We start from the raw sequence: 13,246 nt of genomic DNA, 5'->3' as shown, positions 1-13,246 counted from the left end.
AGCGATGCCGGCACCGCTTGTCAGAACAGCTTTCACAGGATCGGCTCCCCGGTTCCGATGACTTGCCGGCCGCAAACAAAGCCGATCTCGGCATAGCGACTGTCGAAGCCGTCCTTGTGCGGCGTCGCCGCGAAATAGCAGCCTGGGGGCACGACCCCCGTCGCACCGGGCACAAGGCGTTCGCCCGCCTTGGTGAAGGGCTTCATGCGAACAGTCGGAACGCCGTTGATCGTTACCGTCATGCCGTCATGCGCGATCACGTCTCCCGCGACAGCATAGACCTTCTTTCCAAACATCCTTGGCCTGGCGCCAAAATGGCGGCGCAACAGCGCGCTCGCCGGCGGATCGAAAAATATGAACTCTCCCTTGGCAGGCAGGCGGCCCCGCTCGATGAGGAAGGCCCAGTTCGGCAGGGAGTCCGTCGTATTGACGAGGAAAAGGTGGTCGTCGCTCCAATCTGCCAGCCCTGTCAGGGCAACGCTTCCGCCGACGAAGGCGCCAAGCAGAAGCCAAAGCTTCGGGTTCGGTCGCCAGCCCCGCTTCGCCGCGTCATTGACCGCCGCTGCCATCGGGACCTCCAAAGGTTGAAACGGTGGCAGCCGGCGGCTCGTACTGGGGCGCTGACGCGGCCGGCGCCCCGGGCATCATAGGCGCCGGTGCCATGGGATCCGGGTATCCGACCGGCGCCGCGGGCTGCGCCGTCATGGGCTGCTGCGGCTGTGCCGCGAGCATGGCCTGCTGCTCGAGCTGCTGAAGCTCCAGAGCCGATGCTTGCTTCGGCCGAGCAACGCCGGATGCATAGACCGCCTCCTTCAGCTTGTCGGTGATGTCGGGGACATTCTTCGTGAGAACGGCTTCCCCGACGAGCACGATCTCACCGCCCGAGCTTCGCCGCTCGAGCTCCTTGTCCAGCGATGCCATGAACTTGCGCATCTCCGCCTCGACTTGCGCCGGCGGAGAGGTGGAGCGCGCTTGTGCCTGGACATACTCGCCGACGATCGAGGACAGCCGCGCGGAAACGATCCGCTCCTGCTTGGGCGTGATCAGCGCCTTTGTGACCCACATCCCCCATATCAGGACACCAATGACCAGAAGGCCCGCGACGATCTGAACGGACGAGAAGCCCGCGAAAATTGCGCGCTTCGCTGCGGCCGCCGGTTGGGGCGCAGGGGACGGCAGGTCGAGCTCGGTCTGTTCAGCCATGATCAGCTTTTCCTTCGGGCAGGGCCGCAGGCACGATCTTCTCGCGGCGCAGAACGATCAGTCCGGCGGCAATCAGGAGATGTGCGGCGATGAAGATGTTCTTGAATGACGCGATGCGGTCAGGAGACGCGGCGACGTAGCGGGCCGTCAAATTGTTGAGCTGGTGCATGAGCCCATCGAGCGAGAAACCCCCGAGCGCCACGAAGAAGAGCGCGAACAGCCCCCAGGTCAGCAAGAGCGTCGATGCCGTGAAGCCGATCAAGTGCAGATAGAAATGGAGCAAGCTCCGCAGGGCGGGCTGTCGCCCGACCGCGATGTCCGCGCCATTCCTCCTGTGCGCTGCGGCATCCATGGCCTACTCCGCCGCCTCGGCAACGTCGACTTGCTCGTGCGACGCCCACTTTTCCGGATTGCCGGGGAAGGCGACCCGTTCGATCGCCTCATCCATGCTTAGCCCTCGCGCGACCAGCGCCTCGATCGCCGCGTAGATAGCCGGGCTCGACGAATAGACGGTGGCCGAGAACGGATCGAGCACCAGCCTGCCGACGGCCAGGGTCTCGGGGCCCTTGATAAGGATGTCGGAATATTCGCGGCCGTTGATCTTCAAGGACCGCAGCAGCGCGTCGGTATAGTCGTCCATCTCAAAGCGGTCGTGCTTCTTGAAGTCCGCGATTGTCTCGGGCTTCTGCTGGAGAATGACGAACCAGTCGGAGTTCTCCAGCGCCGCGACGGACCCGGCCGACTTATAGTAATCGTTCAGGGACTGCGTCGCCGTCACCAGCGCCGCGCCATATTTCCGGCAGGTGCGAGCATAGGTCTCGATGAAATCGGCCATCGCACCGCCGCGCAGCATCTGCCACGCTTCATCCAGAAGCAGCGCCTTCGGGACCGAACGATCGACTTTGCGCATCATCTGCTGCGACATGAACATGATCGCGGTCAGCACGACGCTGCGCAGTTCCTCGCGGGATGAAAGGTCGGAGAGCTCGAACACCGTGAGCTGCGCCGACAGTTCGAACGATACCTCGCCCTGGAAAAATCGCCCGTACGTCCCTGCCGACGAAAAGGGGCGCATGGCGATGCCAAGATCCATGGCAAGGCCATTTCCGGTGGCTTCGAGCGCAGCGATCACGTCGTCGATCGAGCCCTGGCGTCCCTTTTCGCTCCAGACGCTGTTAACGGCCCCGTCGATGAGGCCACGCTCGGTATCGTTCAGCCGGTCGATGTGGCGCGACATCTGGTTCACGATGGCTTTGAGCATCGCCATGCAGTCGAGCAGGTAATCCTCGTCGCTGCGGGCCAGCTCCTCATCGATCATGCTGAAGGGGTTGAGGCAGAAGCCGGACGACATCGTAAATTCGACGAACGCGCCGCCCTGGAGCTTGGCGGAGTGCTCGAAGGAGCGACCGTCGTCGATCACGACGACGCGCGCGCCGGCACCGCAAAGGGAGGCACAGAGCTCCTGCAGCGTCACGGATTTGCCCGACCCCGATTTGCCGAAGACGGCGACATTGTGGTTGCCCGCCGCATTCTCGAACGGACTCCAGAAGAAGGGTTGTCCACGCCGACCGATGAGCATGAGATGCGGCACCTGGCCGCCGAGATACTCGCCCTGGATCGGGGCCAGGTTCGCCGCCGTTGTCGTGAGCAATGTGCGCATCCGCTTCATGCGCTCGAGGTCGCGTGCAAGCCCGTTCGCCATTGTCATGGGCATGGCGCACAAAAGGCCCATCACCTGCAGGTACCGATCGTCGAGCAGGTCCCAGCCCGCTGCGCGATAAACCGATTTGAGCACGCGTTCGTTGGCGTCCCCCCTGCCCTTCGGCGAGAAGGAGGTCACGCTGAAGAAGACACGCACCAGCTTGCGCCCCTGGCGCAGCTCGTCGTTGACGTAACGCCATTCCTGGCTTTGCTCGCGCAGCTGCGGCAGGAAGCGCGCCGACTTGGAGTCCGCAAGGCTCGTGGTGCGCATGAACTTGAAGCTCGCCTTGTTCGACGATGCCAGCGGATCGGGGAACTCGACGCACAGATTTGTCGCGACCGGACATGGCATCCTGAGCTTGTCGGTGAACATGTCGCCAATGAGCCGGGCGACATCCCACGGCGCCCAGCGGCTCGGCAGGTTCCGGACCGAGAATGAGCGAACGTCGAAGACGTCCGGCAGAATCTCACCGATCTCGGGCGCCTCGTCCACCGTCGCCCCGGTTGGCCGAAATCGCTCGGTTCTGAGCAGCATGCGATCGGGCTCGATGTGAAGCTCCACATCCCGGCGCACCGCCTGGTCCGCAATCGGATCGAGCGGATTGTAGTTGACGACGTCCTCCCCCGCCGCAGTGGTCGGCGAGGTTATGTCGTCGATCCACCCGATGAGGTCGGTCGGATCCATCTTGCGGGCCGGCACATTGATCGATGCGAGGGCCGAGATCAGACCGTCCATCACCGCCACGATTTCCTCGACAGACACGCTCGAGGATTCCGGGGTCGAGTAGGAGATCGCCACACGGTGGTTCCGCAGCGAGAATGGCGCATCCGCGGAGAGCGAGCGCCACACCCCGTCGGTCAGGAAGTCGATGCGGTGCTTCGCCATGCGCTCGTAGACGCCGCGAGCCGAGTAGCGCGGAAGATACCAGCGCGAGAGACGCTCGGACACGCGCGGACTCATCCACTGGTGGAATTGCAGGCATCCCGGCGCGGGGATCGCTTCGGAAAGGAACTGGGTGAGGATCTCCCCTGTCCGTTCGTCTGCACCGATCAAGGGAGCTGCCTCGATCACAAAGCCCCGCGACGCGCTGTTGTAGAACACGCCCGTCTTTGCGTCGAAGCTGCGATAAGGGAGCCAGTCGGCCAGCATGGGCACGCCAAGCTCCGGCCGATCCGCATCGGGACGCTGGCTGTCGCCGAGGATCCCTGAAAGAAGGCTCTCGAAGAAGCCGCCCTTCCCCGCCATCTCAATGATCCTCCGGCACTGAGGCGGGGAAGTCCGCGGCGCGAACGGTCGGCGCAGATAGGTTCGGCTTCGAGGCGACGGGAGTGCCATCAGCGGCGGCATCACGCGCATCCTTCGCAGCGGACCCGGCAATCTGCCGATAGGCGGGATCGCTTTTCACCCGTTCGACGGCCTTTTCGCCCGCCGCAGAGATCGTCGTCGGCGGCGCCGCAGAAGCCGCCGGCTCCCTCGCATGGCCGCCCGCCGGCGCCCCAGAGGGGGACAAGGGCGCCGGCGAGGCGGTTACGGATGGTGCGTGGGCAACACCATCCGCGGGGGCTGCGGCTGCTGGGCTTTTTTGCTTTTGCGCGAGCCGCGCGGCGACATCCGCCTTGATTGTCTCGAGCGGGTCGCCTCTCCTCGCACGCGCGGCAGCGACGGCATCGGGATCCGGCGCAGCAGGATCCCCAACACCAGGCGACCCACCCGGCGGGTCGACGCGGTCGACGGCATCGGCCAGACTCTCCGGGACCCCTAGCGCGTAGTCCAGACGCGCATTGGATGGGACGGTCTGCGCAAGGCTCTGCTGCCATTCACCGCTCGCGACGACCGCATGTATGGCGCTTTTCTCATGCAGGCGGCCGCGCTCGTCGATGTAGGGCTGGAAGACGATCCTGAGCACCTTCTCGCGCGTCCGGGCTGGATCGGCGGGGACAGTGGCGGCGGTCCGCCTCGATGAGCCAAGACGGCTCCGATCCCTGGTGGAACGCGGGGCAGCGTCAGCCGGAAGCGCGACCCCTTCAGCTGCATCTGCCGTAATCATGGCAAGCGCGCGGTCATCGATCGTTGCGCTCGGCGCGCAGACGCCATCAGGAGCAGCGCAGGAAAAGTCGCCGCGCACATTTCCGCCGAGCGCTGCGCAACCTCCAAGCGCAAGAGCGGTCGAAAGCAGCAGCGGCGCGCCGAGACGGCGCCAGGGGCTATGCAACGCAGCGTTTCTCATGACCGCGCCTCCCGAAGCCATGCTTCAAGGAAAGCCCGGGGGCGATATCCTTCGATCATCGCGCCATCGCTACGCACGATGACGGGAGTGCCATTGAGGCCGTTCCGCTGCGCGAAGGCCTCGTTCGCATCGAGGCCGGCCGTGTTGCACGAAGCCTCGCCCTTTATCGGCTGCCCGGCATAGGCGGCATGGAGCGCAGCCTCGCGGTTCTTGGCGCAGTAAACCCGGTCGGCGAGATCCCGGCTTCCCAGCACCGAGATCGGCCGCTCGACCACGCGCACGTTCATGTCCTTGAGAACGCCAGTCAGCGCCCGGCAATAGCCGCAGCGAAAATCCGAAAAGACCGTGACGGTCGGGCCCGCCGGATTCCCCCAGACGATCGCGCCATCCTTCGGCAGGCTCGAGAGCGAAAGCGTTCGCGCCTTGGCGGGACTTGCCGGCCGCTCGAGCCGTGCAGGTGCTGCCGCCAGCTGCTGGCCCGCCTCCTCCTCGCCGCCGGCGGCAAGCGCGTTTGCCCGCGCGGAGGAGCCGACCAGCATGTCGGGGTTCATCTCGAGCAGGCGCGCCGCCGTTATGTCCTGACGGGTCTGCATGTCATAGACGCGCCCGATCACCAGATAGCGGGCGCTGGTGTCGACATAGAATAGGTTCTCGCCCGCGGTGATCTCGCACAGGCCCGCAATTTTGCCGCAGTCGATCGCACTCACGGCAGTCTTGGGTAACCGCGCCTTCAGGAGCGCCTGCACCTGGCTTTCGGCGCTGCCCACATCTGCGGCCAGCGCGATGCCCGCGACGCTCAGGGCCGCGCCGGTCGCAACCAGAAGGCGCGATCGCCGAGTGAGCGAGCGGACACGATCAATTGCGGACATAGACACCCTCCAAGAAAACAATTTCGACATCGATCCCGGTCGGCATTTCGATCACCGGCTGATATTGCTCGGCGCGCTCGATCAGATATTTCGACACCATGTCGCCCGACTGCGCGACGCCTTCGCCAAAGCCGCCTTCGAGGATTTCGCCCGTCGAAAGCTTGTCGCGCTGCCCGTTCGTGGTGATGTTCGTTCCCTGGAACACGCTGTTGGCATTCGCGGAGAAGCCGCGGCCGAAGCCGCCGGCGAGCCCGGCCAGGAACGCCTGGGTGACGAGCGAGCCCTCGCGGGACACCACCCTTCCCCGCACGCCGGTCTTGCCGCCGAAGGCAATGAATCCCTTCACCTCCGACACGGCGTAGCGGCCGCCCGGCTGCGGGCAGGTCATCTTTTGCAGCTTGACGTAGACTTTCTCGCTCGAAAGATCGCCGCGCGCCGCGCCGTTGATGAGACAGCCTTCGATCTTGGTCGTAAGCAGCCGGCCGTTCTGATAGACCGAACGCGCGGGCCCCGTAACGCGGAGCACCACCGGAAGCGGGTCGGTCTGGCTGTTCACGCCGGCGCTCGCGTCGACGCCGACGATCACCTTCGCCCTCGCGAAGCTGTTCGGCGGCAAATAATTGACGCTGTCCGTGTAGGTGGTGTTGCCTTTGGCGACCCGCGTGGCGTTCCCCGTCTCCGCCGTGTTGAAGCTGACAAGCTTCACCTCGCTTGCGGTGCCCACCGGTCCGCGCGCCGCGGCGCCTGGGGCACCGTCGGGACGCTGGTAAGCCTGCGGTCCGTTCGGGCCGTAGAGCGCCGCCGGGCCGGGCGCGGGCGGCGTGGCGGCCGGGCGCGCATTGATCTGCCGCCGCAGCTGCTCGTTCTCGGCTTGATAGGCCGACAGCACGCGCTGGCCGTCGGCCTGCATTGCCTGGTTCTGGCCCTTGAGCGCCTCCACCTGGGCGGTCAGCATCTCCAGCCGGCGGTTCTGGCCGTCGATCGACTTCAACTGATTTTCGGTGGACTGGAAGCGGTTCTCCGAGAGCGCCATCCACTCCTGCTGCGAGAGATTGCGGTTCACCAGGTCCTTGGTCGAAACGGTGACCTCGCTCGTGCCGTCGTCGGCGAGCTTGTCGCCCTTCTCATCGCCGCTGAAGATCCAGAACGAGGAGAGGATCAGGCCGGCGCCCGCCACCCCGGCCAGCAGCAGGCGCTGCTTGCGGCGAACGGCTTCGTTCGCGGTGAGATCGCTGGCGACAGGAGATACGCCCTCGTCCGAAGCCCCATCAAGAGCGGGACGCTTGCGATTCAGGAAATCGAATAATGCCATGTCCTCACCTTCCGTTCTGGGACACGAGGTAGGCGGTGGTGACCTTGCCCGGAGCGAGCTTGCTCTCGGCGATCGACACGGCCAGGGCGCTCGCTGGAGCGACCATCGCTTCGGTCAGCTCGACCTCTGACGGACCCTTGTTCTCGATGCGCAGGACCTTGCCGCTGAGCTCCGAACCGCGATATTCCGCGATCATCTGCACCTTGAGGGTGCCAACATAGACCGGCCGCAAGGCGCGCTGGCGCATCTCGTAGCCGTCGGCGACCGCATTCGAATACATCGCCTGCACCAGCTCGACCGCGGCATCGTGGGTCCCGAGCCTCTCGGCCGGACCGTTCTCCGCTGCGCGTTCGTTTGCGATCGCCGGATTGGAGACGAAGACCTGGGCGGCCTGGTCGCCGCCGATCCGGCAGACGAACTTGTAGACATAGCCGCGCTTGCTCGTGGCGAAGAAGGAGAGCGCCGGGCGGGCAAATCCGTCGGGAACGGACAGGTAGATGTCGCCGCGGACCGGCTCGTTGACGACCGAGAAGTCATCGGTCGGATTGCCGGTGGAGATCTTGGAGACCGACGCGAACTCGTCTTCGACCAGGCTGATACGCGTCAGGTCCTTGGCGGACGCCTGGCAGTCGACCTGGCTGCTGTCCGCCGCCATGATGGTCTGATCGGCCCAGGCGGGCTGCGCGCTCAGCAGAACGGCAATGCCTATCAGCGCAGCGCCCGTGCAACGGCTCAGATGACAGTTGACGCGCGAGAGGAAGGCGGTGCCCGCAGCGGCACTGCCGACGACATAGACGGACATCATTGATCCTTCCCCTGCTCGGCCGTCACCATGCCGAAGCCGATCAGCTTCAGGGACAGGCCGGAATATTCCCAGTCGTACCGAAAGGTCCGCCGCTCGTTCGAGATGACCCGATTGCCGACGATCGTATGCAGACTGCCCGTCACCTCCGAGCGCAGCCCCTTCGTGTCGAGCTCCATCTTTTCGATCGTGAAGAACTGCGAAATCGAAGATCCACGCTGTTCGTTCACGATCTTGAGCAGGTCCGCCTTGACCTTGCCCTGGGAGGCCGGCGCCGTGATATCGAGCACCGCGTTCATCCAGTATTCGAGGTTCTGCGGGCTGCGATTGAGGGTGAGCACCACCGTGTCGCGCGTGATCATCTCGAGATATTCGCGGCTGACCCCGGCGGAGCTTACCGTGACCGGCGATCGCAGGATCGGCTGCAGCACGATTTCGCGGTCCCGCGACACCGTGAAGATAAGCAGCAGGATCGTCAGTGCGCAGAGGCCGACGGCGACGATCGCGAGCAGATTCCGCTGCCGCAAGACCCGCTGGCTGTGCGAATGGCTGTAGGAAAGTTCCATATCACCCCGCCATCAATCGAAGGTACGAGGGTGGCGTGGCTCTCAGACCGGTGAAGCCGGCCGGAAGAAACCAGTAGGCCAGATGGAGAAGCCATGACGTCGCCCGGCCTGCCTTCGCTTTTCTGAGACCCCACCAGCCCGCACCCGAAAGCAACATGCCGATGAGGATGTGCTGAGACAGAATCCCCCAGACGAAGGGGATGACCATCGCCAGGAACTCATCCAGGGTCCACAGCCCGATCAGCTCGGGATCATCCAGATGAGTCGGGATGACGTACTTATCCGCCGCCATTGCACCACCCTCTCCTTGGGTCGGTCAAAGCTGCTACTTCGCCCGACCGCAGGAATGATCAGATCGTCGCGGTGACCGTCGACGTGACGATGGGAATGCCCGTGCCGGCGCCGACGCCGACACCGACCGGGATGGCGATCTGGCCCATGGAGAAGCGACCGGAGGCGAGCGCGACGATGCCGCCCGCGAGCGAAAGCACCGTGATGATCTTGCCGCCCGAGCCCTCGAGGAAATCGGTGAACTTGTTGAGCGCCGTGTCGAAGGTCGTGTCGGCGCCGGCGAATGCCGGACCGGCGAACCAGAAGGAGGCGAACAGGAGGGCGGCGATCACGACGATCGCCAACTCTGCGCGCCCGGTCTCTTTCAGGACTGACTGCATGTTGGGTTCCCTTCAATTGGAGACGCGACGAGAACCGCGCCCAGGGAAAGCTGACCAACCCGCGGCCGGGTCGTCACGGGCAGCCGGGGTGACGGGGGAAGAATCTTTCGCCGATCGAGGCCCTGCCCCCGAACGCCGGGCGGCCTGCCCGCTCATTCGGGGCATGGCGCCCCGGATTACGGGGCAGACTGGCCCGGAATGCGGGACAACTTGCCCCGGAAATTGCGGCGCTGGTGGCGTCCCGGTAGACTCGGGGCTACGACTCAGCAGATATTAACCATCGAGACTCCAGGCTCCGTCGCAGTAGTCAGCGCCATGCTGCCTTTCAGGAAGAAGGATTCATCTCGACGTGGGGACGACGGCCGCCGAACACGAAGGCTTTGTGCTCGATGTCTCCGGATATCTCTTTCGGCTGACCACCGAGTGCCTGCGCCTATTCTCCAATGAGACGAACGAGCATCAGACGCTCGTATCGCTGGTCGCGGCGCGGCTCGCCGAACCGGGTGCCGCGGGCAGGCATGAAGTGCGCACGATGCGCGAGCATTTCGCGGCGATTCCGACCCATGGCGACGTGAAAATCCGGCTTCCGCTCTCTGATGCGAATGCCCAGGCGCTTGAGGAAATGCGGCAGGCTCTCGGCCGCCGCCTCGACACCACACTGACGATCGGCGACGCGCTTTCGGCGCTGCTGTTCGACTATGTCGTCGAGCTCAAGACCTCGCAGATACTGGACCGGTTGTCGCTTGAGCAGCGCCTTGACGGGGGCGAACCGGGGCGCACGAGCACGCGGCTAAACTAGGAAATCGCCCGATCTTCGCGAGCTATATCGCGGTATCTGCGCTGGAATATTGCGCTCACTCTGGCTCCAACGACGCTTGCAAAGCGGGATTCACCGTGTTTGCCTTGTCCCCTAACGGGGAGGTTCGGGGGCTAATGTCGTCTCGCGCCACAGCTGGATCATAGTTCGTGCTCGAGCCGGATGACGAAACGATCCTGCGCGATTTCGTACCGCTCATTCGGTGCATGATGGACCGAAAGGACATCCCGCAACGCAAGCTCGCCGCCCTCACCGGCATCAGCAAGACGCGCCTGGGACTGCTGCTGCACAGCGACCCCACGAAGCGGTCGCCCATGACTGTGGACGAGCTTCAGATCATCCTGCACGCGCTCGGAACCGACATCGTCGCGGCCTATGTGCGCATCAAGGCAAGCGGGACGATCCCGCAGCCCCTGATCGAGCGCCATGACGTGCTCTTCACAATGATCTGCGACGCATTCGTCGACATGCCGGAAGGCCTGATCGTTCTGCTCGAAGAACTCGAAGGCATCGATGGCTCGGAAGTCCGCCCGGAATGGGCGGTGCCGGTCAGGCGAGCCGTCGTCCGGAAACTGCTGGACGAGGTGAGCGCCAAGCTGGCCCGCCGTGCACGCCTGGCCGAGAGCGATGACTTCCGGATCTAGCCCGACCGGATTCGGCGCCGGGCCCTTCCCCGCCGCGCTCCTAGAAGAGCGAGACGCTCGCGACGCGCGCGGGCGGCACCGACCGAGGCGGGAAGACGCTTGCGGTCTGGCGCGGCAGCACGGTTGCTTGCCGGTAGACGCCGCTCAAGCGCGCCCAGTTCATGAGGACATTGTCGACATAGGCCTGCGTCTCGGCGATGCGCGGCACGAGCCCGCCACGGACGCGGCCAGGCCCGGCATTGTATGCGGCAAGCGCCAGATGATAATGGCCGAACCTGTCGAGTTGCTGGCGAAGATATCTCGCTCCGCCGCGCAGATTATCCTCGACGCTATAGCGGTTCACTCCCAGCGAGGCAGCCGTCCCGGGCATCAGCTGGGTCAGGCCGAAGGCGTTCTTGGGCGACAGCGCATCGGTGCGATAGCGGCTTTCGCGAATGATCATCGCATCGAACAACCCGACCGGAATGCCGTATTCGCACGCGATCCCGCTCATCAGCTGATAATAGCTGGCGCGCCTGCTCTCAGCGTCCGCCCTCAAGAATCCTGTCGGCCGATAGGGAAGGACGCCGCAGCCTGGCTCGAAGCGATTGGCCGCGAAATCGAAGCTCGCGCCGCCGCGCATCCACGCAGGAACGGGGATGGCAGGCGCCGGCGGCAACCATTCGGCGGAGGCGGCCGAGCCTTCACTCCCGGCGCTTCCGCTTGCTGCCTGCTCGAGCGCAACGCCGCTGTTCGTGAAGCTGTTCGCCATCTGGAATTCCACCCACCGGCGGCTGAGGTCATGCACCCGAAAGTCCGGCGGACGGGCACCGGTCGACACCGGGTTGGGCACGCTCGGGGGTTCGGCGGCTGCATCCGGCCGGCTCTCCGGCCCGGGCGCGGTCATCGTGATGAGCTGCACTCTGCGCGCGGGCTTGGCCTCTTTCCCCTGGGCTGCCGCGCCCCCCGACACGACCAGCGCCACAATGCCGAAACCGATCCCCAACGCCCTCATTGCACCCTCCCTGCTACCGAAACAGGCCAAGGGAAGATCAGCGGCCGCCGGGTTGTCAATCCGCGTGCCCGAGCAGTGTCAGCCTCAAAAATCAAGATCAGGAGGCGCCGATGTGGCTGATCCCGCGCAATACGGACGGGACCCGCGCAGGGAGAATTGCGCTTCCCGCGCCCGTCCGAGAGGCTCTCGTCCGCTGGTATGTCGGACAGGGTTCGCGCGCCGACGAGGAAGCGGGGATCATGCTTGTCCAGCAGGCGCGCATCGGCGAGAGGTGGATCGCCTGCGACTGTTTGTCGGCCGACGCTCCGCCCCCGATCCTGACGCCGGCGTTCCTGTCGGAAGCAGAAACCTACTATCTGCGCCGTCTCACCAGCGTTAACCGTCCCGAACACAGGGCGGACTGCCCGTTCTTCCGCGATCAGGCCACCAACCGGCTGAGCGAAGTGCGAACGCAGGAGAGCCCGGCCGATCCGCCGACCGGCTATTTCGAGGTGCTGCGCCCGGCGCCCGAGAAGCTGGCGCAGCGTCCCGAAGAGGAAAGCAGCGACGACAGAACGCGCCAGGCCTCGGTGCCAAGGCTCGCCCGATTGCTCTGGCGTCTTATCAACCTCTCCGGTCTCAATCGTACGCTCTGCCTCTCCGACGAGAACCCGGAACATTCGATCAGCGACGAGTTCAAGACGCTGGCCATCGCGGCGCAGCGCGTCGAAATCGCACCGGGCATCGAGCTCGGCCGTGCCCTCTGGACGCATGCACAGGCGCTCCACAGCAAGCGCATCTATGCCCGCTTGCGCGAGCTCTCCCGAGTCTGGCCGCCCGGGCATGCGCCCCAGGGCTTCCTCGCGCTCTTCACGCAGAAGTTCGAAGGTTCGACGATCCATGTCGCCGGGAGCGATCCTGTCGTGCTGGCGAACCGCGTCCAGTCCCCCTCGATCCGCGGGAACACGATCAAGGGCCCCTATCTGACGATCGTCGTGGCGGGCCAATATCCCGAAGCGCATGGCTATGCGCCGCTTCGCGGCTATGCCCAGCCGATCTACTCGGGAAAGCGCTTCATCCCTGTCGATTCCGAGTTCGAGCGCGCGGTGCTGCGTGACCTGCTGCGGCTGCGCTGGTCCTTCGATCGCGCAGGGCTCGACCTTCTCCTCGAAAAGCCCGTGTTCGACACGCTCACGCCAATCGGATCATGCCGCCCGGATTTTCTGTTGGAAGCGCGCTCGCGCAGCACCGGCGAAACGCGGGAGATCATCGTCGAGGCAATGGGATCCACCGATGAAACCTATCTCGCCGCGAAAGCCGTGACCCACCCCCGCATGCAGCAGATCGCCCCGGTTCTGTGCGTCTCTCCGGACGACGTGGAAGAGGCGCGGATCGCGCCGCTCGTGCGGAAGGCGTTCGGCTTGTGACCGGCCCCTCTCGTTCCGTTTCGAGAGAGCGGC

15 protein-coding genes are annotated in these 13,246 nt (G+C 64.9%); 3 read left to right on the top strand and 12 right to left on the bottom strand.

Annotated elements, in window-relative coordinates:
* Positions 1-32: 32 nt before the first annotated feature.
* Genes K663_RS20965 through K663_RS20915 form a run of 11 tightly spaced genes read right to left on the bottom strand, consistent with a single transcriptional unit; the run spans position 33 to position 9,352 of the window.
* Positions 33-569, bottom strand: a complete 537-nt coding sequence (locus K663_RS20965) for a S26 family signal peptidase (RefSeq protein WP_020818499.1) — start codon at positions 567-569, stop codon at positions 33-35.
* Positions 550-1,203, bottom strand: coding sequence for a type-F conjugative transfer system protein TrbI (locus tag K663_RS20960; protein ID WP_020818500.1), 654 nt, complete (start codon positions 1,201-1,203; stop codon positions 550-552). Before K663_RS20960 ends, K663_RS20965 begins: the two co-directional genes overlap by 20 nt.
* Positions 1,196-1,555 (bottom strand): hypothetical protein, encoded by a 360-nt coding sequence (locus tag K663_RS20955; RefSeq protein WP_020818501.1) that lies wholly within the window; start codon positions 1,553-1,555, stop codon positions 1,196-1,198. The genes K663_RS20960 and K663_RS20955 overlap by 8 nt, the downstream gene beginning before the upstream one ends.
* 3 nt (positions 1,556-1,558) lie before the next feature.
* Positions 1,559-4,150, bottom strand: coding sequence for a type IV secretion system protein TraC (gene traC / locus K663_RS20950; RefSeq protein ID WP_020818502.1), 2,592 nt, complete (start codon positions 4,148-4,150; stop codon positions 1,559-1,561).
* A 1-nt stretch (position 4,151) separates the two neighbouring features.
* Positions 4,152-5,132: a TraV family lipoprotein gene (locus K663_RS20945; RefSeq protein ID WP_048574957.1), complete on the bottom strand. Its 981-nt coding sequence runs from the start codon at positions 5,130-5,132 to the stop codon at positions 4,152-4,154.
* Entirely contained in the window at positions 5,129-6,001 is an 873-nt protein-coding gene (locus K663_RS20940) for a DsbC family protein (protein WP_020818504.1), read from the bottom strand. The genes K663_RS20945 and K663_RS20940 overlap by 4 nt, the downstream gene beginning before the upstream one ends.
* Complete coding sequence (locus K663_RS20935) at positions 5,988-7,313, bottom strand: TraB/VirB10 family protein (RefSeq protein ID WP_020818505.1); 1,326 nt, start codon at positions 7,311-7,313, stop codon at positions 5,988-5,990. The genes K663_RS20940 and K663_RS20935 overlap by 14 nt, the downstream gene beginning before the upstream one ends.
* 4 nt (positions 7,314-7,317) lie before the next feature.
* Positions 7,318-8,118 carry a type-F conjugative transfer system secretin TraK gene (locus K663_RS20930; RefSeq protein ID WP_021223067.1) on the bottom strand — a complete coding sequence of 267 codons (801 nt, stop codon included), beginning with the start codon at positions 8,116-8,118 and terminating at the stop codon, positions 7,318-7,320.
* Positions 8,115-8,681: a type IV conjugative transfer system protein TraE gene (locus tag K663_RS20925; RefSeq protein WP_020818507.1), complete on the bottom strand. Its 567-nt coding sequence runs from the start codon at positions 8,679-8,681 to the stop codon at positions 8,115-8,117. The genes K663_RS20930 and K663_RS20925 overlap by 4 nt, the downstream gene beginning before the upstream one ends.
* 1 nt (position 8,682) lies before the next feature.
* The gene (gene traL / locus K663_RS20920; RefSeq protein ID WP_020818508.1) at positions 8,683-8,973 is read right to left on the bottom strand and encodes a type IV conjugative transfer system protein TraL; all 291 of its coding nucleotides are present in this window, start codon (positions 8,971-8,973) and stop codon (positions 8,683-8,685) included.
* 58 nt (positions 8,974-9,031) lie between these two features.
* Positions 9,032-9,352 carry a hypothetical protein gene (locus K663_RS20915; RefSeq protein WP_020818509.1) on the bottom strand — a complete coding sequence of 107 codons (321 nt, stop codon included), beginning with the start codon at positions 9,350-9,352 and terminating at the stop codon, positions 9,032-9,034.
* 349 nt (positions 9,353-9,701) lie between these two features.
* Here K663_RS20915 and K663_RS20910 point away from each other — a divergent pair, with 349 nt between their 5' ends.
* Complete coding sequence (locus K663_RS20910; RefSeq protein WP_020818510.1) at positions 9,702-10,151, top strand: hypothetical protein; 450 nt, start codon at positions 9,702-9,704, stop codon at positions 10,149-10,151.
* A gap of 167 nt (positions 10,152-10,318) precedes the next feature.
* Positions 10,319-10,813 carry a helix-turn-helix domain-containing protein gene (locus K663_RS20905; RefSeq protein ID WP_020818511.1) on the top strand — a complete coding sequence of 165 codons (495 nt, stop codon included), beginning with the start codon at positions 10,319-10,321 and terminating at the stop codon, positions 10,811-10,813.
* 40 nt (positions 10,814-10,853) lie between these two features.
* Here K663_RS20905 and K663_RS20900 read toward each other — a convergent pair whose 3' ends face one another.
* Complete coding sequence (locus K663_RS20900) at positions 10,854-11,807, bottom strand: lytic transglycosylase domain-containing protein (RefSeq protein WP_021223069.1); 954 nt, start codon at positions 11,805-11,807, stop codon at positions 10,854-10,856.
* A gap of 110 nt (positions 11,808-11,917) precedes the next feature.
* Here K663_RS20900 and K663_RS20895 point away from each other — a divergent pair, with 110 nt between their 5' ends.
* The gene (locus K663_RS20895; RefSeq protein WP_020818513.1) at positions 11,918-13,213 is read left to right on the top strand and encodes a hypothetical protein; all 1,296 of its coding nucleotides are present in this window, start codon (positions 11,918-11,920) and stop codon (positions 13,211-13,213) included.
* Positions 13,214-13,246 lie beyond the last annotated feature (33 nt).

Source organism: Sphingobium sp. MI1205, assembly GCF_001563285.1.
GTDB lineage: Bacteria > Pseudomonadota > Alphaproteobacteria > Sphingomonadales > Sphingomonadaceae > Sphingobium.
This window is presented reverse-complemented; position numbering and strand designations above follow the sequence as displayed.